This window comes from Desulfovibrio sp. An276 (assembly GCF_002159665.1).
GTDB lineage: Bacteria > Desulfobacterota > Desulfovibrionia > Desulfovibrionales > Desulfovibrionaceae > Desulfovibrio > Desulfovibrio faecigallinarum.
Genome location: NZ_NFJC01000040.1, coordinates 1 through 25,375, shown reverse-complemented (window position 1 = coordinate 25,375; position 25,375 = coordinate 1). Strand labels below are relative to the sequence as shown.

The 25,375-nt window shown below is 56.0% G+C and carries 18 protein-coding genes and 1 other RNA gene; 12 read left to right on the top strand and 7 right to left on the bottom strand.

Features of this window, described 5'->3' with window-relative positions:
* The 4 genes from B5F76_RS12625 to B5F76_RS12610 form a co-directional block, all read left to right on the top strand.
* The coding region (locus tag B5F76_RS12625; protein WP_204218409.1) for a DUF262 and DUF1524 domain-containing protein at positions 1-2,119 on the top strand (2,119 nt) is incomplete at its 5' end.
* Positions 2,120-2,172: 53 nt separating this feature from the next.
* Complete coding sequence (locus B5F76_RS12620; RefSeq protein ID WP_087355127.1) at positions 2,173-4,911, top strand: class I SAM-dependent DNA methyltransferase; 2,739 nt, start codon at positions 2,173-2,175, stop codon at positions 4,909-4,911.
* Positions 4,911-6,992, top strand: a complete 2,082-nt coding sequence (locus tag B5F76_RS12615) for a DEAD/DEAH box helicase (RefSeq protein ID WP_087355125.1) — start codon at positions 4,911-4,913, stop codon at positions 6,990-6,992. Before B5F76_RS12620 ends, B5F76_RS12615 begins: the two co-directional genes overlap by 1 nt.
* A complete protein-coding gene (locus B5F76_RS12610) occupies positions 6,989-8,269 on the top strand; it encodes a GIY-YIG nuclease family protein (protein ID WP_087355123.1) in 1,281 nt (426 codons plus the stop codon). The genes B5F76_RS12615 and B5F76_RS12610 overlap by 4 nt, the downstream gene beginning before the upstream one ends.
* 108 nt (positions 8,270-8,377) lie before the next feature.
* Here B5F76_RS12610 and B5F76_RS12605 read toward each other — a convergent pair whose 3' ends face one another.
* On the bottom strand, positions 8,378-8,935 hold the full coding sequence (locus tag B5F76_RS12605) for a hypothetical protein (protein ID WP_087355121.1): 558 nt from the start codon (positions 8,933-8,935) through the stop codon (positions 8,378-8,380).
* 241 nt (positions 8,936-9,176) lie between these two features.
* Positions 9,177-9,629: a GNAT family N-acetyltransferase gene (locus tag B5F76_RS12600; protein WP_087355119.1), complete on the bottom strand. Its 453-nt coding sequence runs from the start codon at positions 9,627-9,629 to the stop codon at positions 9,177-9,179.
* Between the two features lie 275 nt (positions 9,630-9,904).
* Here B5F76_RS12600 and B5F76_RS12595 point away from each other — a divergent pair, with 275 nt between their 5' ends.
* Positions 9,905-10,210, top strand: a complete 306-nt coding sequence (locus B5F76_RS12595) for a PD-(D/E)XK nuclease domain-containing protein (RefSeq protein WP_162608839.1) — start codon at positions 9,905-9,907, stop codon at positions 10,208-10,210.
* Positions 10,211-10,325: 115 nt separating this feature from the next.
* On the opposite strand, the gene B5F76_RS12590 is transcribed toward B5F76_RS12595, so the two are convergent.
* Positions 10,326-10,796 (bottom strand): hypothetical protein, encoded by a 471-nt coding sequence (locus B5F76_RS12590; RefSeq protein ID WP_087355115.1) that lies wholly within the window; start codon positions 10,794-10,796, stop codon positions 10,326-10,328.
* 653 nt (positions 10,797-11,449) lie between these two features.
* Between B5F76_RS12590 and B5F76_RS12580 the strand changes: the two genes are divergently transcribed.
* Positions 11,450-12,016 (top strand): HD domain-containing protein, encoded by a 567-nt coding sequence (locus tag B5F76_RS12580; RefSeq protein WP_087355111.1) that lies wholly within the window; start codon positions 11,450-11,452, stop codon positions 12,014-12,016.
* A 109-nt stretch (positions 12,017-12,125) separates the two neighbouring features.
* Here B5F76_RS12580 and ssrA read toward each other — a convergent pair.
* Both ssrA and B5F76_RS12570 read right to left on the bottom strand, forming a co-directional pair.
* Positions 12,126-12,509: a transfer-messenger RNA gene (ssrA, locus tag B5F76_RS12575) on the bottom strand.
* Positions 12,510-12,715: 206 nt separating this feature from the next.
* Positions 12,716-13,528 (bottom strand): hypothetical protein, encoded by an 813-nt coding sequence (locus B5F76_RS12570; RefSeq protein WP_087355109.1) that lies wholly within the window; start codon positions 13,526-13,528, stop codon positions 12,716-12,718.
* A 294-nt stretch (positions 13,529-13,822) separates the two neighbouring features.
* On the opposite strand from B5F76_RS12570, the gene B5F76_RS12565 reads away from it, so the two are divergent.
* The 3 genes from B5F76_RS12565 to B5F76_RS12555 all read left to right on the top strand — a co-directional run bounded on the left by B5F76_RS12565 (position 13,823) and on the right by B5F76_RS12555 (position 18,512).
* Positions 13,823-14,353: a flavodoxin family protein gene (locus B5F76_RS12565; protein ID WP_162608838.1), complete on the top strand. Its 531-nt coding sequence runs from the start codon at positions 13,823-13,825 to the stop codon at positions 14,351-14,353.
* A 487-nt stretch (positions 14,354-14,840) separates the two neighbouring features.
* Positions 14,841-16,190 (top strand): hypothetical protein, encoded by a 1,350-nt coding sequence (locus B5F76_RS12560; RefSeq protein WP_087355105.1) that lies wholly within the window; start codon positions 14,841-14,843, stop codon positions 16,188-16,190.
* Between the two features lie 42 nt (positions 16,191-16,232).
* Positions 16,233-18,512 (top strand): hypothetical protein, encoded by a 2,280-nt coding sequence (locus B5F76_RS12555; protein ID WP_087355103.1) that lies wholly within the window; start codon positions 16,233-16,235, stop codon positions 18,510-18,512.
* A gap of 63 nt (positions 18,513-18,575) precedes the next feature.
* Here B5F76_RS12555 and B5F76_RS12550 read toward each other — a convergent pair whose 3' ends face one another.
* Together B5F76_RS12550 and B5F76_RS12545 are read right to left on the bottom strand one after the other, a co-directional pair.
* Positions 18,576-19,847: a 3'-5' exonuclease gene (locus B5F76_RS12550; protein WP_087355101.1), complete on the bottom strand. Its 1,272-nt coding sequence runs from the start codon at positions 19,845-19,847 to the stop codon at positions 18,576-18,578.
* 650 nt (positions 19,848-20,497) lie between these two features.
* Entirely contained in the window at positions 20,498-20,773 is a 276-nt protein-coding gene (locus tag B5F76_RS12545; RefSeq protein ID WP_087355129.1) for an HU family DNA-binding protein, read from the bottom strand.
* A 1,158-nt stretch (positions 20,774-21,931) separates the two neighbouring features.
* Here B5F76_RS12545 and B5F76_RS12540 point away from each other — a divergent pair.
* The 3 genes from B5F76_RS12540 to B5F76_RS12535 all read left to right on the top strand — a co-directional run bounded on the left by B5F76_RS12540 (position 21,932) and on the right by B5F76_RS12535 (position 25,149).
* Positions 21,932-23,350, top strand: a complete 1,419-nt coding sequence (locus B5F76_RS12540; RefSeq protein ID WP_087355099.1) for an alanine/glycine:cation symporter family protein — start codon at positions 21,932-21,934, stop codon at positions 23,348-23,350.
* Positions 23,351-23,548: 198 nt separating this feature from the next.
* On the top strand, positions 23,549-23,707 hold the full coding sequence (locus B5F76_RS14970) for a hypothetical protein (RefSeq protein WP_162608837.1): 159 nt from the start codon (positions 23,549-23,551) through the stop codon (positions 23,705-23,707).
* Between the two features lie 20 nt (positions 23,708-23,727).
* Positions 23,728-25,149: an alanine/glycine:cation symporter family protein gene (locus B5F76_RS12535; RefSeq protein WP_087355097.1), complete on the top strand. Its 1,422-nt coding sequence runs from the start codon at positions 23,728-23,730 to the stop codon at positions 25,147-25,149.
* Positions 25,150-25,375 lie beyond the last annotated feature (226 nt).

The window sequence follows — 25,375 nt, the reverse complement described above, 5'->3', positions numbered from 1 at the left end:
AAAAAAAAAAAAGAACAAGGAATGCAAGGTTTTTCCCATGGATGCACTCAAGGGCAACATCTTCGAAATCCTGAACGGCAACAAGCAGTTTCAGATTCCCGTCTACCAGCGCCACTACAGCTGGGAGCAGGAACATTGCAAACGTCTGTGGGACGATATCGTGGAAATGTGCCAAAACAACAGGGAAGCGCATTTCATTGGCCCAATCGTGAACATAGCCGAGCAGGTCATGCCCATCAGGGTGCAGAAGTTCATGATCATAGACGGCCAGCAGCGTATCACGACCCTGATGCTCCTGATCATTGCCCTGAGGGATTATGTTCTTGAGCGCCTTGAAGACAAGACCATCGCTCACCTCTCTATTGAAAAGCTTTTGAAAAACGAGAGCGGGAGCGAGAAAGAGCGTAACAAGCTGCTGCTCACGGAACAGGACGACAAAGTCTTCACCGGCCTTGTCGACAGGCTTTCTGTCGAGTCCTCCTGGAAAAGCTCCAGAATCTATCGCAATTACAGGCAGTTTTGCGAATACGTGCGCAAGGGAACATTGACGCCCGAACAGATCTACCAGTCCATTGGCAAGCTGCAGATCGTCAACATAACCTTGAGCCGGAGCGTGGACGACGCCCAGGCCATCTTCGAAAGCCTGAATTCCACAGGCAAGGAGCTTTCCCAGTCGGACCTCATCCGCAACTATGTGCTCATGGGGCTTGAGGCGGACGAACAGAACGACATCTACAGGCGCTTGTGGGAGCCCATGGAAAGCCTCTTCTCCTACGAGAAGAGGGACGAGTTCATGGACGTCTTTTTCCGCCACTACCTGACCATGAAAATCAGGCGTATCCCGAGATTCGATCGTGTCTACGACGAGCTCAAGGCATATCATGCGAGGAACAGGACCTTGTCCATGCGCTCACTGTGCGAGGATATGCTGAAGTACGCGAGATATTATACGGATGTCCTCTACAACAGGGCCGAGAACGAGACCCTTAAAAGGCTGTACGCGGATATAAACGATCTGCGCATGGACGTGCTTTTTCCGTTTCTCATGGCCCTCCAGGACGATTGCGTAAGCGGGACAATCACCCGGGAAGAGCTTTGCTCATGCATCAGGCTGTGCTTAAGCTACATAGTGCGCAGGAGCGTCTGCAACATTCCCACCAATTCTCTCAACAAGACCTTCGCGACCCTGAGAAACGAGTTGAATACGAAGGACTATGTTGTTTCCCTGAAGGCGTATCTTGTGCAGCTTAGGGACTACAAGAGGTTTCCAACCGATGATGAGTTCTCCAGCGAATTTGTCAGGCGCGACATCTACAATATGCGCAATCGAAACTACATATTGAGCAGCTTGGAGAATTTCGATAACAAGGCGCTCATCAACATAGAAAACTACACCATTGAGCATATCATGCCGCAAAATCCCAATCTGAGCAGGGAATGGCAGAACATGCTCGGTGAAAACTGGAAGAAGGTACAGCAGACGTATCTGCATACTATAGGCAATCTTACCCTGACCGCCTACAACGAGAAGATGAGCGACAGCTCCTTTCTGCGCAAGCGCGACATGGAGGGCGGCTTCAGGGAAAGCGCCCTGCGGCTCAATACCTATGTGGTGAAGCAGGAGCGCTGGGATGAAGAGCATATCAGGGAGCGCGCGGGGATCTTGTGCGAGAAGGCAAGGCAAATCTGGGAGTATCCGCATTTGAGCAAGGAGCAGCTTGCCCCGTATATCAAGAAGGACAAAAAAATTACCCTGGATGATTACAACATCAATGAAGAGATGATGCGCCTGTACCTGCTTCTTGACGGCAGGATCAGGAACCTTTCGTCTGCTGTGCACAGGGAATACACAACGCACTACATTGCCTACAAGTACGACACCAATTTCGTAGACGTGAAAGTACAGAAAAAGCAAATCAAGCTCTACCTGAACATGAAATTTGCAAAGGTGCATGATCCCAAGGGATTGTGCAGGGACATTACCAATATAGGCGCGCACGGCAATGGCGACGTCATGGTCTTTTTGAGGAATGCCGAGGAGATAGACGACATCATGAAGCTGATTCTGCAGTCCTACAACGAGCAGGCGGGGGCTCTGGAATCATCTGCTGTCTATTAGCATGGGGATCTGGCTCATTATAGAAGCTTTGTGGACGACATAAAGGGGACATCATGAGAAATCTCAATCATGCTAGGGTCATTCAGGCTGTGGAAAAGGCAGTAGAAAAGGTCGTGCAGGGCAAGAGAGAGGAGTTCGTCTTCGAATTCCTCAAGGGCTATGGCATTCCGGCAGCAACCATCAAGCGCCTCAAGATGGGCGACAAAAGCCGCAACCTTGCCCAGAAAGAGGGAGATTTGGCGCTCGACAAGGAGCTGTATTTCAGGGCTGTCGGCACTGGCGAAGACCTTGCCGCCAATGTTGAGGAGATTCAGGCATCCCCTATCTTCATCAACAATCGCATCCGGTTCATTCTGGTGACGGACTTCAGCTCGCTTCTTGCCTACGACAAGAAGGTGGACGACACCCTTTCCTGCGAGCTGACAGAGCTCAAAGCCAACTACGACTTCTTTCTCCCCCTGACCGGAAAGTACGAAAAGGCCGTGGCCTACTCCGAACACCCGGCGGACGTGAAGGCCTGCACAAAGATGGGCAGGCTCTACGACAGTATCCGGGCAGTCAATCACTACACTGTCGAAGATCTGCATACCCTGAACATCTTTCTTACAAGGCTGCTCTTCTGCTACTTTGCGGAAGACACAGAGATCTTCCCTGAAGAAAACATGATGACAGCGTCCCTTGAGTCCTTCACCCAAAGTGACGGAAGCGATGTGGCCGACTTTTTTGCCACGCTGTTCAGGGTGCTGGACATGCCGGACAATGATCCGCAAAGGAAGAGCCTCCCGGCCATTTTCCGCAAATTCCCCTATGTGAACGGCAATATCTTCAGCGAAACCTGCAAGATTCCCTCCTTTGACGCGAAGACGCGCCGCCTTCTCATAGACTGCGGAAGCCTCAAGTGGCGCGAAATCTCGCCTGTCATTTTCGGCAGCATGTTCCAGGCAGTCATGGATCCGGAGCTGAGGCGCTCCCTGGGCGCCCACTACACTTCGGAAGAAAACATCTTCAAGGTCATCCGTCCCCTCTTCCTGGACAGGCTGGAAGGCGAGCTTGAGGCTATACTCGATAGCAAGGCTTCTCCCAGGGTCAAGATCCAGGGCTTGCGCAAATACCAGGACAGGCTTGCAAGCCTTGGCTTCCTCGATCCCGCCTGCGGTTCCGGAAACTTCCTCATCGTGGCCTATCGGGAGCTGCGTCGCCTGGAGATACGGGCCATTGTGGCCATACGGGATCTTGATCCGGCAAGCTTCCGTCCATCCCTGGTCGCTGCCTCTCTATGCAAGATCAGCATCGATCAGTTCCACGGCATGGAGTTGCAGGAATTCCCGGTGGACATTGCGAGAATCTCCCTGCACCTCATGGAACACGTCCTGAACCTTGAATTGGGCAAGGCCTGCGGGCTTACGCCACCCACCCTGCCCCTGCGCGCTTCGGGCAATGTCGTTTGCGCCAATGCCCTGCGCACGAACTGGGAGGAAGTGGTCGCACCCTCAAGGATTGCCTACATCTTCGGCAACCCGCCCTTTGGAGGAGCGAGATTCATGGGTCCCGAGCAAAAGGCCGACGTCTTCCACGTCTTTGAGGGCGTACACCACGCGGGCGATCTCGACTTTGTGTCCTGCTGGTTCAAGAAGAGCGCAGACTTCATGCGGGGAACAGCCATACAGGCAGCCTTTGTGGCCACCAATTCCATCTGTCAGGGAACGCACGTGGGTGTCCTCTGGAAGCTTTTGAACGGTATGGGCGTCCACATCAACTTTGCCTATCGTACCTTCAAATGGAAGAACAACGCGCCCCACAGCGCTGCTGTCCACTGCGTCATCGTGGGCTTTGGCTATGAGGAGGCCAAAGAGAAGTTTCTCTTCCTTGAGGATGGCAGCAAGAGTGTGTGCGCCAACATCAACGGCTACCTTGCAGACGCGGACGACGTCTTTGTCGAGAGCAGTACAAGGCCCCTTTGCTCCGTTCCCGAGATGGGCATTGGCAACAAGCCCATTGACGGTGGCTTCTATCTCTTTACTGAAGAGGAAAAGCGGGCGTTCCTGGAAAAGGAGCCTTGCGCAGAACGCTTTTTCAAGGTCTGGCTTGGCGGGGACGAGTTCATCAACAGCTGGCGTAGATACTGTCTGTGGTTGGGTGACGCTTCCGAAAGCGAACTGCAAGCATACCCCCACTGCCTGGAACGGGTGGAAAAGGTTCGGGCCTACAGGCTGAACAGCAGCAGCGCAGGAACAAGAAAACTGGCGGAGAAGCCCCGGCGCTTTCATGTGGAAAACATGCCTGCATCCCCATTCATTGTCATCCCTGAAGTCTCTTCAGAAAGACGCCCATACATCCCTATTGGATTTGTCACCAATAACAGGACTATTTGCAGCAATCTACTTCGTCTTATTCCAAAGACAACGCTCTACCATTTTGGGGTATTAACATCCATCATGCACATGCTTTGGATGCGTACTGTAGGGGGACGTCTCAAGAGCGACTACAGATATTCCAACAACATCGTCTACAATACCTTCCCCTGGCCCGGGGCCTCGGAGGATCAGAAGCAGACCATCTCCGATCTGGCGGACGGTGTTCTTGCTGCCAGGGACGAGCATCCGGACATGAGCCTTGGACAGATGTACAATCCCGAAACCATGCCAGAGGATCTGAAGCTGGCCCACCAAAGGCTTGATGCGGCTGTAGACAGGCTCTACAATCCAAGGGGCTTTGCCTCGGACGAGGAGAGGCTGAAGACACTTTTTGCAATGTACGCAAGGCTTGTGAATGCCGCCAGGGAGGCCAACTGATGCCGGATCTTTTGCACGTCACCTATGCCCAAACGGGAGCGAGTACCACTTCCGACAGCCTCGGCATGCGCGAGATGCAGGCAAGGGCCTACTTGCGGCGCAACGAGCAGTATCTGCTCATAAAGTCGCCCCCGGCCTCAGGCAAATCCCGCGCCCTCATGTTTCTGGCTCTCGACAAGGTGCACAACCAGGGCCTTGAGAAGGTCATCATTGCCGTTCCGGAAATGTCCATCGGATCCTCGTTCAGGGATACGGACCTTGTCTCGCACGGTTTTTTCGCCAACTGGCACATCGAGCCAGTCTACAGTCTCTGCACTCCCGGCAGCGACAGCGGCAAGGTCGATCGCGTCCTGAAATTCCTGCAGGACACAAAGGCCCACTACCTTCTGTGCACTCACGCCACCCTGCGCTTTGCCTGGGAAAGGCTTAAAAAGGGGCCCCTTTCCTGCCTCGACAAGGCCCTCATCGCCATAGACGAATTCCACCACACCTCGGAAGAAGACGGCAACAAGCTCGGCGCCATGCTCGCGGACGTCATGCAGCGAAGCACTGCCCACGTTGTCGCCATGACCGGCTCCTACTTTCGGGGCGACTCTGTTCCCATCCTCTCGCCAGAGGCGGAACAGAAGTTTGCCGTGGTCACCTACACCTATTACGAGCAGCTCAACGGCTACAGGTATCTGAAGTCCCTGGGTCTGGGGTACCATTTCTACCGGGGGCAGTATCTGGACGCCATCGGGGACGTCCTGGATTTGTCCCAAAAAACCATCATCCACATCCCCAGCGTCAATTCCCGCGAATCCACCAAGAAAAAGCTGTCCGAACTGGACAAGATTCTGGACATCATGGGCAGTGTGGAGAGCGTCGATCCCAAGACCGGCATCATCAATGTCCGTGCAAAAGACGGCCGCATACTCAAGGTGGCAGACCTTGTGAACGACGGCCCCATGCGCGTGAACATCCTTGGGTACCTGCGCGGCATCAAGAACAGGGACGATATGGACGTCATCATCGCCCTGGGCATGGCAAAGGAAGGTTTCGACTGGCCCTGGTGCGAGCATGTGCTGACTGTCGGCTACAGATCATCCCTGACGGAGGTTGTGCAGATCATCGGCAGGGCCACCAGGGACTGCGAGGGCAAGACCCACGCCCAGTTCACCAATCTCATTGCCCAGCCGGACGCGGACGACAAGGACGTGCAGACTGCAGTGAACAATCTTTTGAAGGCCATCTCGCTGTCCCTGCTCATGCGCGACGTCCTGGCTCCGAACATCCGCTTCAAACCCCGCTCCGACATGAAGGATGGCGAGGAGGCGGGGCCTGACGTCATCATCATTGAAGACACAAATCGTCCCCTTTCCCCGGAGCTCAAAAAGGTTCTTGAGGAACAGGGCGTTGACATGCTTACAGAAAAGCTTGTGACCTCCACGCCGAACAATACCTCCCTCAAGACTGCCATAGTCAGCGACGATCAGCGCGAGCTTTTCACTGCTGGCCTTGGCACACTCATCAGGGAGACCTTCTCCAACCTGTCAGCCGAGGATCAGGAATGCCTGCGTCAGCTTGTCATTACCAAACTGGGTCTCATGGTGGACAAACCGGATCCTGACCCGGACCCCAAGCCTGTGTTGCCTCCGATCATAGAAATTGATGGCAAGGGTACCGGCAAGGATGGCACAGGGGACGGTGGCGAAACCGAAGTTCGGAGCAACACGGAATTTCTGAAGCTGAGCGGAAAGTTTCTGAACACGGACGAGCTCAACATAGACCTCATTGCCCAAATCAATCCCTTCCACGAGGCCTACGAAATCCTCTCCAAGAACATGGATGCCCCTACCCTCAAGGCCATTCAGGCAGCAGTGGACATGTCTCGCAGCTCCATGAGCGAGGAGGAAGCCCTGCTCTTGTGGAACGACGTTCGCAAATACGCGAAGGAGCACGGCCGCGCTCCGTCCTCCACGTCCACGGACGCCTACGAACGGCGCCTTGCAGAAGCCCTCGCCTATGTTCGCATGCGCAAGGCGCAGGCAATGAACGCAGCCCAAAACACCGGGGAAACAGCGGGGAGGAGTGAGCAATGATCCTGTCCCTGGAAAAGCTCTATCCTGCCCCTCAAAGCATTGACGAAATCCTTGCCGACGAAGACGACCTCGGCCTTCTCGCCAACGTGCAGCCAGCAGGAACGTATGCTCCCACAGCCAGGGGAAACGACACAAAAGTCAACAACTTCCTGGAAATTGTAGATTTTGTCAGAGCCTCCGGCAGGGAGCCGGACGTGTCCGATTTAGCCGAGCGCTCGCTTGCCAGAAGGCTCAAAAAGTACCGGGAGGACGAACATCTCAGGGCTTGGGTTGCGCAGTATGATACCCTGGGACTCTTGGGGGAGGCTGCAGGGGATGCGCCCTCTCAAGGACAGGAACAGGAACGGGAAGAGGACAAAAAGCCTGCCTCCCTGGAGGACATCTTTGCCAGCGACGATCTGGGGCTTCTGGACGACATCAACTACGACATCTTCAATATGGAGCATGTACAGGCCAACGAGAGCTGTGAGGAGCGGGACATTCCGGATATCATAGGCCGCCAGCGTCCCTGCGAGGATTTTGAAAGGTACAGGAAGCTCTTTGATCGCCTTGCCCGGGCCATGAAGGGCCCTGCTGTCATACGGCGCACGTTTACAAGCGAGTCCAGCCTGCGGCCCGGACAGTTTTTTCTCTTGCGCGGGCAGCTGTGCTACATTGCGGCAAGGCTGCAGGACGGGGACTACAAGGGCCGCGACAATCCACGGCTTCTTGTCATCTTCGACAACCATACGGAAATCGAGATCCTGAAGCTCTCCCTGGCAAGGGCTCTTTACGCAGACAAGCAGAGCAAATGGCTTGACTGTGCGCCCAACCTGCTCTCTGTCGCAGACGAAGCAGGAGGTCAGACGAACGTCTCTCATACCCTTTCAGGCTATATCTACATTCTGGAAACCCTGTCCACGGCCCCGGAACTGGCTTCCTGGAAGCTTGGCAGGACGCTTGTGAAAATAGGCTACACCACCACGAGCATAGAGGAAAGGCTGCGCAATGCGGAGAAGGACTGCACCTATCTGTGCGCACCTGTGCGGCTTGTCCACACCATCAAATGCTACAATCTCAATGCGCACACATTCGAAAAACTGATCCATGCGTTTTTGCACGACAGGCGCCTTGGCATAACGATGATAGACAACAACGGCAAGGCATATCGTCCCGAGGAATGGTTTACTGTCTCCGCAGAGACTGCGCTTGAGGCAGCAAGACACATCATTGACGGCACCATCAGCCAGTACCGACTGGACAGTACATCGGGAACCATCAAGCCCCTTGCCAGATAGCGACAATTGCCCGATTGACCGGAATGCGGGCCCGTGCGGGGGAAACGTATTCACTGAACTTGCCGGCCCTTTCCTTTTTCAGTCGGGCTCATGCGCGTAGCCTCTATCTCACATGAAGGTTCCGCGCCATTTGCAAGACTGTGCCAATACCCTGTGCCCCCTTCTCCTTTCATGTCCGGTACAGGTTTCCAAAAAGCGCGTCTGCATGGGCAGCACCCTGTCTTGCGCGAAGTTGCGCACGACTGTTTCCCTGGCCCCCTGGCGTATCTTTTGCAAAAGGTCCGTGTTGTTCAGTCGCTCGTTCAGGGCGAGGGCAAAGTCCCCTGTCGACTGTTCTTCCAGAAGAAGGACGTTTCCCCCATCCCGCAGAAGGGGTGAGGCAAAGCTTTCCCTGGCAAGCGCAAGGACTGCCCCGCAGCTTAAGGCTTCCAGAAGGGATACGGCCTGCGCCCTTGCGCCTGGGGAATAGACCCAGGCTTTGGCGACGGTCAACAATGTCCTGTATTTGTTCAGGGAGAGCATACCCAAGACATGCAGGCGCCATTCTGCCAGCATGCTCTTTGGGTAACACCTCGCCTTTGCCAAATGCCCTATCTTGCACTGTGACACTGCCGCAAAGCCCAGCCTTTCCCTGTAGCCCTGCACATCAGACAGGGCCCGCCTCATATTCCCTTGATCCTCAAGGGGGACGTGCGCACTTTGGGCCCTCCTTCTTGCGCTCTGGGTGTGCAGGCATTTGCCTTGGCACCACGCACGCGCTTGCAAACTCCTCGCTCAAGCTCAGGCAAGGCCTTGCTGGCCTGCCTGCACAGTGTCTCGCCGGAAAGCGTTTCGGAGAAAAGCCTTTTCTTGCATCCTTGAGTTTCCGAAGCTCTTTCCGCCCTTGTTTTTTTTGGGAGCGCGCTGTCTACTTGCCCATAGTGCGGCTCATGTATAAAAGCGGGTACGGATTACCCTGTTCGTCAAGGTCCGTCCTCTTGTACACCGCAAAGCCCATATGCTCATAAAAACCTTTGGCTTGCGGGTTTTGCTCGTTGACGGCAAGCCTTTCCACAGCGTGTTTTTCAATCCCGTATTCCAGAAGCTTTCTTCCAAGGCCCTTTCCCCTCTGGGCATTTTCGATAAAGAGCATCTCAAGGGACCCTTCCTGAATGCCCATGAAGGCAACGGGCTCGCCCGCATCGTCCTCGGCTATGATCAGATGGGCAATGCCCGTTAGGGCCTGGGGCACATATTCCCTGATGTTTATGATTTCCCCATCCGACAAGAAGATGTGTGTAGCCCGCACGGAGTCTTCCCAGACTCGCAAGAGCTTTTCAATCAGTTCCGGTGTCCTGTCCTGTACTTCTAGAATGCGCATATCGTCTCCAAAAAGTATTTTGTCTGGCGGTTCCCTTGGAAACCCGCAAGCCTCGGGGCTTGGTAGCAGACAGGGGCTTCTCCCGCAACAGCGCTCCCTATGTCGACTGGCTCATCAAAAAAAGCAGGCTTTCCGAATAGATTGCGTATGCCGACCTGACAGTCCGGGCCTGGGAAGAGGAGCACGGAAAAAGCGAAGAGAGACAGGAATACCTGGCTCTCGCGGATCTTGAGGATCAGGACTACAACGCCTTCACAAAAAGACTTTGCGAAGGCTTGAAAGCTGACGGCTTTCTCCTGTTCTGGTACCCGGACACATTGTCCAGCAGGGAGATTGGCAAGGGCTTTTTCGACATCAGGGTCATTGACGAGCAGAGAGCCCTGATCATGGAGGTGAAGCACACGGACGACGAGAAGGAAGACCTTGCTGCCCGTGCGAAGAAGGGGCTGGATCAGATTGCAGAGAGGCGGAGCAATGTCGATCTTGCGGACAATCCGGGCATCACGACTGTCCTTCACTGGAGCGTAGCCTTTTGCAGAAAGGATTGCGCTGCCAGGGCCATTTTCGTGAAGCGGCCGTGATGCAGGAAGCGCCTTTTCTTGCTTGCAGTTTGTGAAATTGCCGATTCGGTTTTGCGCGCATTGATTTTTCAGGGTCAGTTTCCTTGGTGAGGGCTGTCCCTTTTCGCTGTCCTTCTCAACTGCATGTCCTTGATGGCGCGGAACACATGGCGCTGGCTGTGGGAAGCCCCTCAACCAGCGCCAGCGCGTCCGGGACATAGACTCTGCAACCGCCATTGTCCCAAAGTATCGCTCGTGTTCCAGCCCGGATACCTTGCGGAGGCTGTGAGCGGGCTTCTCCCTCGCCCAGCGGCGGAATGTCAGCCTTCACAACGATGGCTCGTGCCTGGCAGGATTTTTTGAAGAACGCAAGGTTCCAGTGGAGAACAACTGAAAGACTGGGGTCGGATACGAGGCGAACATCGTACTTGTTCTTCTCTATCTGTCCGAGGCCTTCAGCAACAAGGTCTGCGAGATTTTCCTTCTCGTTGGCAGCGCGCTTGATTTCCATAATGACCCCCCTGCCCCAGGCCTTGTCGGTCACCTGGATGACCCAGAAGTTGTCGCCTGCTTTCAGCCTGGAACGGGTTTTGGAACAGCAGGCCAAAATAGATGGTCAGGAAGACTGTACGGCAGTTTTCGTTCCAGGTCTCTGCCAGATCTTGGCAGTCGCCAATAATTTGCAGTATGGTGTTCCAGCGTCTTGGCAAAATTGTCCCCATCTCTCTCCCAGAGAGCCTGTCCGAGACCTTTTTCCGACAACATCCCTGAACCACTTGTTCGCTTCCTCCGCAAAGAGATCATGAATTTCCCTGTTGGGGATGACAAGCGCCATCTCATCGTCGTCCGGATTGGGAGAGAGTCCGGAGAGCCGCATCTACTCCCCGGACGCCCCTGTCAGAAAGCCGGCCATGTAGAGAATTCTCCGGAAAGCAGCAGGGCCAGCTCTTTTGCCAGACGAGGGGGCTGTTCCTTATGAATTGCCGTATCTTTCCAAAAATGCCGTCTTGTCAATGTAATAGTAGTTTCCCCCGACGGATCTCGGCAAAACCTTCCCCTCCGATCAGGACCTTCACCTGGGACATCGCGTTTCCTCCCTGTTGTGACACTTGTTCGACTAACACCGTGTTGCCTCAAGATGCCAGCAGAAAAGAAGCGAGACAAGCACAATTTTGAGCCCGCAAACGGGATATTGACAGCCTTTCCGTTTGGGGAGAGGCTGAACGGCGCATTTTCCCAAAACCTACAAGGAGAAATCCCATGATCACACGTGAAGAGGCTCTCGACCTTCTTGCCGAAAACGGTGTGGAAGCACATCTTTTGCAGCATTCGCTGGCAAGCGAAGCCGTCATGCAGGGCCTTGCGGAACACTTTGGCGAAGACAGCGAACTGTGGTCGAGGACAGGCCTTCTGCACGATCTCGACTACCCAAAGACAGAATCCTGTCCCGAACGCCACGGCCTTGACGCTGCCGAGATCCTTGCAGGAAGGCTCCCCGAAGACGCCCTGCAGGCAATCCGGGCGCACAACAGCGAGCACAACGGCACCCCTGTGCAAAACCGCCTGGATATTGCCCTGCGCTGCGGGGAGACCGTGACCGGCCTTGTGACAGCTGCTGCCCTGGTGCGGCCGACCGGCATCACTGGCATGGAGGTCAAGAGCCTCAAGAAGAAAATGAAGGACAAGGCCTTTGCAGCAGGCGTCAATCGCGACGTCATCAAATCCTGTACCGATATGGGACTGAGCCTTGAGGAATTTCTGGGCCTTGCCATAGCCTCCATGGCTGCGCGGGCGAAGGAACTCGGGCTTCTCAAGGAAGCAGCCTAACATGCACATTGTATCCGTTCGGGGAGGGGCCTGCCCTTCCCCGAACGGACAGGCATGAAAAAAGGGTTTTGCCCTTTTGCTGGAGCAAAACCCTATGGAAATCTAAAATTGGTGGAGGCGGGGAGAGTCGAACTCCCGTCCGAGAAAGTTCCACGCAAAGCATCTACAGGTTTAGAACGTCTTTAATTCTCGTCCTTGAGGTTGCCGACGCTCAGGCGCCTCAAGAACCAGCCAGCCGTAGAATCCTCGCTCAAACACCGGTTAGCGTATGCTCAAGCCAGCCCAATGAATCGTGGCCGACACAGGCTATTGGGCGTCCCCCATGCCGACCTGGCTGAATTTTCAGCCATGTAGCCCGCACTGCTTAGGCAGCGCAAGCGTAGGCGTAGTTGTCTTCGTTGGCAATTACTGTTTTTGCCGCTTTTAACGAGGCCAGCGGCGCCTCGACCTGCAACTCCGGCTTCCACGTCCCCGTCGAAACCAGTGCGCCCCCAATCGGAGTGGAAGGCAAGGTACAGCCTGCCTTAAAAAAAGGCAAGCATTTTTTTTGCCCTCGAAATTTTTTTGCGGGGCAGAAGTCTTCCTGCCCCATGGTGTTTTCCTGCTCTCCCCAAGACCCGCAAAAACCCGCATTTTTAGCCTTGTGCAATGGGCCCTGGGGGAAGGATTTGTTTTTTTGTCTTGCAAAACAGGTACGAATCAGCTCGTCTCGACCTCCATGTGGACGTATTCGCGGGCACGCTGCTTGTACCGTTTCACTGTACCCTTGCCCAGAGGAGTGTTGTAGATCTGCTTCCACAGCTTTCCCCTGGATTCCAGGGAGTTCAGCCTTGTCATGAATTTTCCCTGCGTGGCCTTTTCGTAGTAGAGAAGGCTCATTGCGGCTGTCCAGGGAATGTTGTGGATGCGGTTCCACTCCTCCGGGTAGTCGGGATTGTAGAATGCCATGGCCCTTTCCAGAAGCAGTGGGTCCCTCTTGGCGAAGTACGAGCGGATCCCCTCGAAGTTGAAGCCGAGGATCTGCCAGACAGAGAGGGCAGGACCGTTTTTCTGGCGGACTATTTCGCCCATGGCCGTTTCCACGGCTGCTGTTTCAAGCAGGAGGTTCAAGACCTCCGAGGTGCTCCAGCGACCATCCGGATAGAGGACCTTGGTGACATAGTCCAGGGTGCGACGCAGCTCGGCCGTATCCATGGCCTTGCCGCCGTACCATTCCGCTATGACCCACGTGGGCAGATCGATGCGGAGGGCCAGGGGTGCTGCCTTCATTGCCTCCAAGGCAGCGGAAAAGGATGACAGATGTTCTCGCCTGGAGAACAGGCCAGTTACAGACCCGTCCCGGGCTTGGGCCACGGGTTCGGCTGCAGGCAGAGATGTTTGCGGGCCGCCCTGAATGGACAGAAGGACGGCCAGGGCGAGGTTCATGAACAGAAGAGCCGGGACAAGGACTACGCTCTTCCGTGAAGCCGCAAGCTCTGCCTGGGCTGGGCAGAAAAGTCGATTTCTGTTCATGATGCCCCTATAGGGGCACGGCAGCCATGTGTCAAATCGAAAAAAAATTTCAAAATGTCCGCAAGTGCCTGTATGCCCTGCCTGAATGAAACTGACATTTTGCAGCCAAAAAAATTTTTGCCCACCCTTGTCTGTGCTATCATATTGGAAAGACAAAACTTTTTGAAGACGAAAGTGGAAATGTTCCACTAGGCAGAAAAAAAGTTTGGCAGTAGGGTACAGGGGAAAGGCGCGGGAATGCGCAAGATGTCTTTTGTCTGTTACAAATCTTTGGCAATTTCAGGAGCTTATACAATGAAGATCACTGTTCTCACAGGCAGTCCCAGGGCTAACAGCAATTCCGGCTACCTTGCAGGCGAATTTGTCCGTGGTGCCGAAAGCGCCGGCCACAGCGTGTTCCGCTTTGATGCAGGCCGCGCCAATATTGCCCCCTGCAGGGCCTGCAACGCCTGTCGCATGGACGGGCCCTGCGTGCAAAGGGACGATTTTTGGCTTGTGCGCGACCATCTGCTTGAATCCGAGGCCATATGCCTGTGCACGCCCATGTACTACTTTGGCTTCTCTGCCCAGCTGAAAACCCTCATCGACCGCTTCTACTCCATCAACGGCAAGCTTGCGACCCCAAGAAAGGCAGTGCTCATTGCCACCTACGCGGACAATTCCCCGCGCGAGGAAGCGCCTATGCTGCTGCACTTTGACGTCCTTTTGCAGTACCTCAACTGGCAGGACGCAGGCCGCCTCATGTGCCCGGGACTCTGGCCCGCAGGCGCAGTGCAGGGGACCAAATGGCCCGAAAAGGCCTTTGCGCTTGGCAAGAACATCTGATGCGATGAAGGGGGTGCCATTCCCTGCGTCCCCTTGCATTCCGGAATGCGCCCCAGATCTTTTGCTCTCCCTGACACGGCATGTCGCAACAGGGCAAAAAAGACAAAAAAACACAAAAAGGCAGCCCTGCGGCCTTGACATGACAACGCTTTACCGGGAAAATATAGGGCTGAAACAGAGCCTTGGAGCGCAAGGCTCGGGGCAGACCAGCAAGGACAAAGGGCTCTGGCGCAAGGCCGGAAGTGCCTATCCATTTGCCCATTCATTTGGCGGCTATGGCCGAATGGGGCCTCTCGTAGCTCCTTGCCTGTTTCCCCAAAAAGCCCCACGGGTTTTTGCCAAAGCGAGGTGCACTCCCGCGCGGCAAGACAGTTTTTTTCAACTCTCAACCAAAAGGCAAGGGGCAAGCCCCCATGCCGGACTGATCCCCATACGGGGCCAGAGGAGCCCTTGTGCCCGGCCCCCAAAAGAGAAGCATAGGTAGCCAATGGACAAGAAAATATCCCTGCGCAGTCTTGTGGCAGAAGGTATTGCGAAGAGGCTGAGCGTTGACGCAGGCATTCGCCAGGGCGTCATAGAGATTCTTCCGGAGTCGGCCCAACTTGCGCCCTTTGATGTCGCCATCAAGGACGCACAGGAGCGGCTGTTCACAGTGGTGCAGGACCTTGCCAACTACGGCACCCGCAGGGAATACACCTTTGTCTGGGACGAGAAGACGGAAAGGGAGCGGACCGAACTCAACTGGCTTTTGGGCCGCTTTGGCCCGGAAATCTGCGAGGAGGTCCACAACCTGGCCCGCCGCCCTACCCCGCAGTCTGCAGACGCCGAGGACGAGTTCAGGCACAGAAGGCGCTCCCTTGGCGAATGCGTGGCGCACCTTGTGCGCTGCCTTTCCCGCGGCACCATGGACTTCTGGCTTTTGCACTGGCTCGGGGTGGACATGGGCTACAATCTGGACTGGGTCTTCCTTGGAGTTGGTCCCATGTTCCACATGTGGAAGGACCCGGAGCTTGCCATGAAGCTCACCCCGCCCTCCTTGAGCAGCTACGATCAGAAGACAGGCAGGATAGTGTACGAGGACATGACTGCCCTGCACGATCGCCAGACCATGTCCCTGTGGGGCTTTACGGACTGGCAGTGGCTCTTCAACCTGAGAGCCCTGGTCAAGACCGTGTACAAATCCCCCACCATTCCCCTGCTCTCCCGCCTTGTGTCCGGCTGGCGCATCCCGCAGCAGCTGCCGCAGATGCCCTGCCTTGCGAGCTGGCTCGACTGGCTGGTGATCTGGGTGGGCAACGAATTCATGACAAGGGAAAGCGACTGCAGCTTTGCAGGCGAGGACGCCTGGAAGAAGGACGTGCTCGCAAGCGTTGTGGCAAACAGGCTCTCTGGCGTGCTCCTTCTCGGCCTTGGCGTGCAGACGACCTCGCAGTACAAGAGTGCGCGCACGGAGCCTACGGCCAACGTGCTGCGCCTTGCCTGGATTGTGCGCATGATGACCGAGCGCAGGGGCAGGGACGGTTTTCTGGATTTCCTGGATCTTGTGAACGACGAGGCGAAGGCCAGGGGCTTTGCGAACCTTGGCGAGGTCTTTGCCCAGAAGACGTGGAGCCTTACGCCGCGCAAGATGCGCAACAAGGCCGGCCGCAAGGATCAGGACAAGACAAAGGCCCGCGATCTTGTGGACAGATCCGTTCCCTGGGGCGTGCCCATGGAGGCCACTGTCTCGCCGCTTGAGCTTGTGGGGCTCATACAGGCCGGTGCAGTCCCCATGGACGAGGACGAGGACGTGACCTGGCAGCCCCAAAGCGCGGGCGAGCACGAGGCAAGGGGATAGACGGTTTTTTCAGGGAAACGAGTTTTTTTGAGGAGAAAAGGGATGGCGATACGGAAAAGTCCCTACAAGTTGAATGCAGACGGCATAGACGAGGCCTTTATCCTGCCCCCGCGCAAGAAGGACAGACAGCCGCCGGCCATCAAGGTGCGCAGGAAGAACCCGCCCGAAGAGCCGCCGGTGCAGCTCTATGACGAGTGCCTGAATCCCATAGTGCCCGGACAGCCCAGGGAGCCCGAGGAGCCCAAGGAAGAGCCGGTGGATTTGAGCAAGGTCATTGTCTCCTTCCGCACACTGCGCGACGAGGACGAGGCGGCCTACTACGCGAACCTTGTGCCCCCGCAGCCCAACAAGGAAGTAGGCAGGCGCGAGGTGACCTTCGAGCTTCCCCCGCGCAAGCGCAAGAGCGGCCGCACAAAGAGCGGCAAATTCGCGGACAGGGAACAGACACTCCAGGACACACGGCAGGACACGCGCCCGGAACCCCGCCAGAGCCCCCGTATGGAACCACGCATGGAAAACCGCTACGACAATCGTCGCGACACCCGCAACACCGGGACGCAGCGCGCGGAAAGGCAGCCAAGGAACGCCTTTGGCGAGCCCCGCTCCGCTGGCAACCAGGCAAACCGGACGAATTACCAGGGCCGTACACCAAACCATACACCGAATTACGCAGCAAGTCATACTGCAAGTCATACCGCAAATCATACCGCAAACCACACAGCCAATCCTGCGAACCACACAGGCTATGCCCAGCAGGAAAGGCCAAGGCCCACCAATACAAGGGCCAGGGCAGGCATGGTCTTCCCCTCGCCTGCGGTTGCGGGTTCCGCTGCGCCACAGGCAGCACCTGCGCCCACACCAGCGCAGCACAGACTGGCCTTCCCCTCCCCGTTCAAGCGTGCAGCAGAGCGTGAGGCAGAGGAAAGGGAATCGGCCCAGGCCTTTGCCACTGCCGCGCAGGCCGAAGAGGCAGTCAGTCAGACAGTCGGCCAGGCAACAGAGACACAGGTTCCGGAGGTTGTCGAGGCATCCGTCCAGTCCCCTGCGCCCGAGATGGCCCCCGAGGCTGCAGTCGCTTTCGAACCCGAGACCGCGGAAGCTGCCCCAGACGCTTCCACGGACGCATCCACCGAAGCTTCTTCGGAAGCTTTCCCGGAAGTTTCCATGGATGCTCCCGAGTCCGTCGAAGAGCCCCGGGAGGCGCCTTTGGCAGAGACCGGGGAAGAGGTTTTGAGCGCAGCTTCCGAACCCGAACCCGAATCCGAACCCGAGCCCGAAGAAGACGAGCAGGAAGCCGGGACCTTTGCGGACATAGTGGCCGACTCTGCGCGGCTTGTGGCCGCAAACCCCGAGCACGACGCTGGCGCTGCCGACGTCGAGGCTGCCCTTGCCAGGGTTGAACAGGCCAGGGCCCAGGGTGGCGCGGCAGACCAGGACGAGGATGAAGACGAGGAGGAGAGCCAAGAGCCCATTCCGGCACCCGGAGCGCTCACGCCTGCGGAAAATCCCTGGGGCGAGGGCATTGGCTCTGTTCCTGCCGGCAGGGTGCACTTTGTGCGCTTCTACACCTGGACCACCCTTTCGGCCCATGTCTGTTCCCTGCGCAACGAGGACGGGGATTTCCTGGCTCCCGGGTTCGTGACTGCCCTGCAGGACACGCGCTCTGCCCAGCCCATATTGAACGCCATGCGCGAATCCGCCATGAAGCGCGGCTGGAACATCAACATTCAGATGCTCTTTGTGCCTGTGGTCTACCCCGAGCGGGCAGGCTTCAGGCTGTGGAAGCAGGTTGCCAATCCCTTTGACCACAACCTTGTCTACCTCTACTATCTGCTCAAGAACAATGCCCTGGAGATGGTTGAGGATCACTTCAGGCTTGGCATAGAGACCAGCAGGCAGATGCGCAACCTTGCCACCTTCCTTATCAAAAAGGAAAACGCCTTCAGGGACTTCTTTGCTGACGAAAGGCACGCCAACTGCCACGGTCTTGTATTGCGCGACGCTGCGGGCATCTTCTTCGGCAAGAGCTTCCCCAACTCCGGCCGCCTCATCAACTACTGCGTGCTGAGGCCAGAGTGGATCGTGGACATCAAGCCCGTGGCTGGCGCACCGGACGTTTTGGACAAGGCCCGCAAGGATCCGAAGACCTGCCTTGCCCGCATCCGCAAGGTGCTTGTCACCACCACCGAGGAGCTGAACAAGGCAAGGGCAAGCGAGGAGCGCAAGGCCAAAAAGGCCGGCATTGAGCAAAAGGAAAACAACATTGTTCTCGAGGACGGCCTCGAGTGCATATTGAGTGCAGCAAGGTCCAGAAAGGGCTAGGCAGCATAAGAAAACAAGGACCCCGCGCTTTCGCACGGGGTCTCTTGCCCTTTTGGAGGTAATCTAGCGGCGGGGGCCTCTGGCAGCCTCGGGCTGGAGATTGCGGGGAATCTGCGGGCTTCTGGGCGGAATGTTCTGACTGCCCTGAGGAGCCCTGGCTGTCTGGGAATCACGTTGGGGCTCACGCTGTGGCGCCTGCTGTGGGTTCTTCTGCAGATCCCTCTGAGGCTCTCTCTGTTGTTCTCGCTGGGGCTCTTTCTGGCGCGTCTCCCGAGGCTGAGCTGTATCCATCCTCTGGCTCTCGCCTGCCCCTGCATTCGCGTCAGGGCCTGCTTCGCTGGCAGCCTTTGGGCTCTCCTCTTGAGGGTGCCTGCCCTGGGCTTCTTCGCCCTCCTCTTCTTCCTTGGGGCGCAGGCCGAGGATGATGTCCGTCAAAAACTTGCGCAGTCCCTGGGTCAGGGTCTTCTGCTCTTGGACTGCCCTTGCCACACGCTTGCGCACCTCGCTTGCGGAGCCAGTGGGGTCGAGGTCAAGGACTATTTCCGGAAAGTCCGTGTCGAGAAGCACGTGTTCGGGATCGTTTACGCCAATGCGTACCCTGAGCTCACCGTTTTCGGTTTCTTCCATGCTCAAGGTGGGCCCTATGCGCATGGCGGAAAGTTCGCTTGCAAAATTGTCCTCCACAGCCTTGAGCTGTATGGCTGTCGAGCGGGCAAAGCGTCGTTCGAGCAAGGGACGGCGGATGTGCAGGCCACCTGTGGGAATGAGCTGCAAAAAGCAGTGCCTAAGACCTACGCAGTCCGAGAGCAGGCCCTTGCCCAGGGGCCAGTTGAAGTGGGTGAAGAGTTCGCGCTGGGACTGGAAGGGAATGTTGACCTTGGGTTCTGTGGGATCGCTGGGCTTTGCGATGATGTCCGTCCAGTCACGCATGATGTCAATGGTCATGAGCGGGGTGCGGAACATGAAGAATCTGCGCAGGACTGAGAAGTCAAAGTCTGCGTTGAAGCAGACAAGGCAGTCGCAGTGCATGAAGAGCGGCACAAGCTGGTTCTGGTAGTCCGAGAGGAACCTTGCCTTTGCCACCATCTCGGGGCTTATGCCGTGCTTTCTCTGGGCCTTTGGCCACTCGCTCTTGTACTCCGGGCGAAAGCGGGAGTGAAAGAGGGGCACCACTTCCCTGCCGGAGGGGGTCTGCTTGTAGGGATTGCGTGCGTCTATGACGCACAGTTCCAGGATCTCGTCGTCGGGATCGAGTCCTGTGGTCTCCATTTTCACGACATAGACGTTTTTCTTCTGCAACTGGTCGGAAGAAGGCTTCATGGACTCGATGATCATGGGAAGAGCTCCGGATGGGTGAAAGTGTGGCAGAAGAAAAATAGCACACGTGAAGAGGCCATACAAGATGCCCCAAATGTCCCATACCCTGCCCGCTTAAGGCCCCTCAGCGCAGCTTCAGGACGGCCCTTGTGTAGTATTCTGCGTGGTTTGCGTATTCCTCCGGCAAGTATTCGAGCTTGTCATCCTCCAGGTCTACGTTGAAGAGGTTGAGTCTGCCCTTGATAGGAAATGGCTTGATTTCATAGAGCTTTTTTGCATCGTTGTAGTCTTTTCTCCTGTTGTGGGTGTAGCCATATCAGATCCCGTAGGCGCACATACTGTCAAAGACGATGGTGGTCACAACGAGGAAGGTGGTGCTGTACATGGCGTACCCCAAAAATCCGGGCCGGGCCCTGTCGATGCAAGACCGTTATGCAGGGTGCAAGGATGACCCTCATACTGCAGGCAAGAATAGCCGCAAAGCCAAAGGTTGTCGAATCCTTTTGCCAGCTGTTCGGAGCTGCCTTTGGGTGGCTCCGATTCCAGAAAAAAAGCCCACCCCGCAAACCAGAGAAGCGGAGCAGGCATTGTGCAGCTTCGGGCTGCAGCAAATATGCCCGGTCAAAAAGGACCGGGATGCGCAGGGGGTTGCCCTGATAGTAGCCAGTTTAGGAGTTGAGGAGGTCGAGCAGATCCTTGCCTGGCTTGAAGGTGGCAAGACGCTTGCTTGGTACCTCTATCTTTTCGCCTGTGTGGGGGTTGCGACCGGAGTACCCTTCATATTCCTTGGGTTGCCAGGAGCACAGTCCGCGGATTTCCACCCTGTCCCCCCTGGTGAGGGAATTGGCTATGGAATTGAAAAAGGTATCGACGATGCTGATGGAATGGGTCAGCGAAAGGTCGTATTCCTTGGACAGCAGAAGATACAAGTCACTCTTGTTCATCAATATGCGGCAGTAGTTTACCGGCACAAAAGTCACAAAGGACAGGCGTGCGGGAGACTCTTGCCCCTCCTCTTCCTTAAGGGTGAATAAGGGCCTTGTGCGGGGGAAGACTTCCGTGCAGCAAGGCAGAGCCGATTCCTGGACAGTACGCTGGAAAGCATTGTCAAGCTTCTTTTTCCAAAGGAGGAAAAAGTTCCCGTATACTGTTCAAATTGTTGCATTTACCTAGCCGTAAAAGTGCGTCCTGTCAAGCAGTTCGATCAAAATTGCTGAAAACACGTGACAATTTTCGGAAACTGTCAGTGTTTGTACGCACTTTGGCATTTGTGGAGCATGATGCGTTTTGCACTCGTTCCAATTGCTTTCCCTGGGGATGTCCCTTCAAGTTTTGCTCTTCCCTTTGGCGCTTCTCCCACGGCAAGACATCCTGACAGCTCCAGTCAGCCATGAAATTTAAAGTACTGCATTCATATATTTAAAGTTGTACTTTAGTCTTTATCCCATAATATCTTGTTACTGCAGGACAAGTTGTTGCAGACAGCTCCATTTGCTTTTGCGCCTGTTTTGTACCCCTGTTCTTTCCCTGTCCCAGTACCCTGTCTTGTGCTCTGCTTTTCAGCCCCTGTGCCACACAGGATATGGAAAGATCAAAATACACCTTTTTTCACAAGGTCGTGTGCAAATTCGGGATACACGCAAGCTCAGGGAGCAGTCAAAGGATACAGACTGTACAGTATGTGCAACTGTCCTGTGTCCTTGGCAGTATTTGCTGCAGGTATCGCGTGCAATTTTACAAAAAAGACAAAAAAAGTTGCGCTGGGATAACGTCAATATGCGTTTTTTTACCTCTTCTTGCAACGATTTTCCCCTTGACTGGGAGTTTTTCCGGATGCGGATGTCAAGTGAAAACAGGGACAAGGCCCCAAAACCCCGGAACACTTCCGTGTGAAAAGAAAGGGCTGCAATTAAGTTCTTGTAATGTGTATAAAAAATGTACAGGAAGCAAAGATGTCGACCCTATTTTATCCTTGCTTTACAGGGGCTTGAATATTGGGATATTCTGGCGTCCATTCTTTCCGTATTTGTGTCAGGTGTCCCCGCGTCCCGCGGCAGTACACCTGGGCTGTGCGGGACAATCCGAGCCTGGAGAGAGAGTTAATGAGTGAGTTTCTTACGAGTATTCTGACCCCCCTGAACAACTTTGTCTGGGGACCTGTCATGCTTGTCATGCTCGTTGGTACTGGCCTGTACCTGAACATCGGGCTGAAATTCTATCCCTTCCGCAACTGGAAAAACGCCTACAAGTGTTTGTGGCAGGGCCGCAAGCATCAGTCGAGCGAGGGCGAGATTTCCCCCTGGAATGCACTGATGACCGCCATTGCAGCAGACATTGGCACAGGCAACATCGTTGGCGTTGCCACAGCCATTGCCATTGGTGGACCCGGCGCCCTGTTCTGGATGTGGATGACAGCCCTTGTGGGCATGATGACAAAATTCTGCGAAGTCATGCTCTCCGTGAAATATCGCGAACAAACACCCGCCGGCAACTGGGTGGGCGGCGCCATGTACTTTATCAAGAACGGCCTTGGCCCCCGCTGGAGATGGCTTGCCACTGCCTTCGCCATCTTTGGCATCACCGCTGCCCTCATGGGTGTGGGCGGCATGGTGCAGGCCAACGCCATCGCGGTGAACGTGAACTCCACCTTCGGCGTGAGCAAGTGGATCGTGGCAGCTGTCCTTCTGGCTACCTGCCTCATGGTCCTGGTTGGCGGCGTCAAGCGCGTGGGCGTTGTCTCCGGCAAGCTCGTGCCCTTCATGGCAGTCTTCTACGTCTGCCTGTGCCTCACCATCATCTTCATGCACATTGAAAAGCTGCCCAGCATCTTCTGGTGGGTTGTCACCGATGCCTTCACGCCCACAGCTGCCCAGGGCGGCTTTGCCGGCGCGACCATCATGATGGCCATCCGCATGGGTGTTGCCCGCGGCGTGTTCTCCAACGAGGCAGGCCTTGGCACTGCCCCCATGGCCCACGCTGCCTCCACTGCCGAAAGCCCGCTCGTGCAGGCCTCCATCGGCATGCTGGACGTGTTCATCGACACCCTTATCGTGTGCTCCATGACGGGCTTCGTGATCCTCATTTCCACAGTCACCCCCGAGAGCGCTGCCATCATCGGCAACGCCAAGGTGCAGGCAGGCGATCCCCTGTGGTCGAGCGGCGTCAACGGCGGTCTGCTTTCCGCCATGGCCTTCTCCTCCAACCTTGGCACCTTCGGCGAGGTGGGCGTGACCATCAGCCTCACCCTCTTCGCCTTCACCACCTCCCTTGGCTGGAGCGTGTACGGCGAGCGCTGCGCCATCTATCTCTTTGGCGACAAGGCACAGACTCCCTTCCGCATCATTTTCTCGGTTGTCATGGCAAGCGGTGCTGTCATCACCCTGGACCTCGTGTGGCTCATTGCCGACACCGCCAACGCCCTCATGGCCTTCCCGAACCTCATCGGCATCCTGCTCCTGAGCCCCATGCTCTTCAAGTACGTGCGCGAAGAGGTTGCCAAGGACAATCGCTTCAAGATCTAGCCTTTTTGCACACTGGGCCTTGTGCCCAGATTTTTTCCCGGGTCTCGCGTTGCGCGGGACCCTTTTTTTGGGCCTTCTGTCCTTCGCAGATGCAGCTTGTCACATGCAAAATGCTTTCCGAAAACTTTTTTTCGACAGGCTCCTTCCCGTATCCTGCCTTCAAACAACTGACACAAAAAGGCTTTTTTCTGATCCGGCATGCAGGAAAACCTGAAACAGGAGAAAAATATTTGCCTCTTGCTTTACAAAATGTTTGGAAATGCGCTAGGTTGGTATGGTGAATCGAAAACTGTTTGTGGTGTCCCCCGCCTTTTTCCTGCGGCGGTGATTCACCTGGGCGCTGCGGGACAATTCTAAGCCTTAAAGAGAGCATGCTTATGAGCGACTTTCTGGTGAGTATCCTGACCCCCCTGAACAACTTTGTCTGGGGTCCGGTCATGCTGGTCCTTATCGTGGGCACCGGCCTGTATCTGAACATCATGCTCAAATTCTACCCCTTCAGGAACTGGAAAAAGGCCTACATGTGCCTGTGGGAAGGCCGCAAGCACAAGGGCGAAGGCGAGATTTCCCCCTGGAACGCCCTCATGACAGCCATTGCCGCAGACGTGGGCACAGGCAACATCGTCGGTGTGGCAACCGCCATTGCCATTGGCGGCCCGGGTGCCTTGTTCTGGATGTGGATGACAGCCCTTGTGGGCATGATGACCAAATTCTGCGAAGTCATGCTCTCAGTGCTCTACAGGGAGAAAACCCCTGCCGGCAACTACGTGGGCGGCTGCATGTACTTCATCAAGAACGGCCTTGGCCCCCGCTGGAAATGGCTTGGCACCCTCTTCGCCATCTTCGGTATCATTGCCGCCATCATGGGCATTGGCGGCATGGTGCAGGCCAACGCCATTGCCGTGAACGTGAAGTCCACCTTCGGCATCAGTGAATGGGCAGTGGCTGGCGCCCTGCTTGTCATAAGCCTTGGCGTGCTCATAGGCGGCGTGCAGCGCGTGGGCGTTGTGGCTGGCAAGCTCGTGCCCCTCATGGCCCTCTTCTACGTTGTCCTCTCCCTTGTCATCATTCTCTCCAACATCGAGCGTGTGCCCGGCATCTTCCTGTGGGTTGTCACGGACGCCTTCACACCCACTGCCGCCCAGGGCGGCTTTGCCGGCGCAACCATCATGATGGCCATCCGCATGGGCGTTGCCCGCGGCGTGTTCTCCAACGAGGCAGGCCTTGGTACAGCCCCCATGGTCCACGCTGCCTCAAGTGCCGAATCCCCCCTTGTGCAGGCCTCCATCGGCATGCTCGACGTGTTCATCGATACCCTGATTGTCTGCTCCATGACAGGCTTTGTGATCCTCATCGCAGTGGTGCCTCCGGACGTGCCGGCTGTGGTTTTGGCCAGCAACCCCGGCGCCCAGCCAGGCGACCCCCTGTGGAGCTGCGGCATGAACGGCGGCCTGCTCTCCGCCCTGGCCTTCAAGACAGCCCTCGGCACCTTCGGCGAGGTGGGTGTCACCATCAGCCTCACACTCTTTGCCTTCACGACCTCCCTTGGCTGGGCAGTGTACGGCGAGCGCTGCGCAATCTACCTCTTTGGCGACAAGATTCAGAAGACCTTCCGCCTGGTGTTCTGCGTGATTATGGCTCTCGGCGCTGTCATCCAGCTTGACCTTGCCTGGCTCATTGCCGATACCGCAAACGCCATGATGGCCATCCCCAACATCCTCGGCATCCTGCTCCTGAGCCCCATGCTCTTCAAGTATGTGCGCGAAGAGGCTGCCAGGGACGGTCGCTTCAAGGTCTAGAGCGGTTTCCATTTGATGCTTTTCTAGTTTCCTGCTATATTCCTAAGGCCGTAGAGGGGGGGGGAGCTCCTCCCCTCCCCAGCAAAATTGCCCCACGTCTTGGAGAGCAGCATGAAACATGGTTGTGATGATATTCGTAAAATGGTCATTGATGGATATAAGAATGGTAAATTTACTCAAACAGAAGCAAGCAGAGTAACTGGTTATTCTCGTGTTACAATTGGTA

Coding starts and splice junctions, on each gene's coding strand:
- B5F76_RS12570 (WP_087355109.1), bottom strand. CDS start 13,528: ATGAACAGAAATCGACTTTTCTGCCCAGCCCAGGCAGAGCTTGCGGCT.
- B5F76_RS12615 (WP_087355125.1), top strand. CDS start 4,911: ATGCCGGATCTTTTGCACGTCACCTATGCCCAAACGGGAGCGAGTACC.
- B5F76_RS12535 (WP_087355097.1), top strand. CDS start 23,728: ATGAGCGACTTTCTGGTGAGTATCCTGACCCCCCTGAACAACTTTGTC.
- B5F76_RS12610 (WP_087355123.1), top strand. CDS start 6,989: ATGATCCTGTCCCTGGAAAAGCTCTATCCTGCCCCTCAAAGCATTGAC.
- B5F76_RS12620 (WP_087355127.1), top strand. CDS start 2,173: ATGAGAAATCTCAATCATGCTAGGGTCATTCAGGCTGTGGAAAAGGCA.
- B5F76_RS12605 (WP_087355121.1), bottom strand. CDS start 8,935: ATGAGGCGGGCCCTGTCTGATGTGCAGGGCTACAGGGAAAGGCTGGGC.
- B5F76_RS12580 (WP_087355111.1), top strand. CDS start 11,450: ATGATCACACGTGAAGAGGCTCTCGACCTTCTTGCCGAAAACGGTGTG.
- B5F76_RS12555 (WP_087355103.1), top strand. CDS start 16,233: ATGGCGATACGGAAAAGTCCCTACAAGTTGAATGCAGACGGCATAGAC.
- B5F76_RS12550 (WP_087355101.1), bottom strand. CDS start 19,847: ATGATCATCGAGTCCATGAAGCCTTCTTCCGACCAGTTGCAGAAGAAA.
- B5F76_RS12545 (WP_087355129.1), bottom strand. CDS start 20,773: ATGAACAAGAGTGACTTGTATCTTCTGCTGTCCAAGGAATACGACCTT.
- B5F76_RS12560 (WP_087355105.1), top strand. CDS start 14,841: ATGGACAAGAAAATATCCCTGCGCAGTCTTGTGGCAGAAGGTATTGCG.
- B5F76_RS12565 (WP_162608838.1), top strand. CDS start 13,823: ATGAAGATCACTGTTCTCACAGGCAGTCCCAGGGCTAACAGCAATTCC.
- B5F76_RS12540 (WP_087355099.1), top strand. CDS start 21,932: ATGAGTGAGTTTCTTACGAGTATTCTGACCCCCCTGAACAACTTTGTC.
- B5F76_RS14970 (WP_162608837.1), top strand. CDS start 23,549: ATGCAGGAAAACCTGAAACAGGAGAAAAATATTTGCCTCTTGCTTTAC.
- B5F76_RS12600 (WP_087355119.1), bottom strand. CDS start 9,629: ATGCGCATTCTAGAAGTACAGGACAGGACACCGGAACTGATTGAAAAG.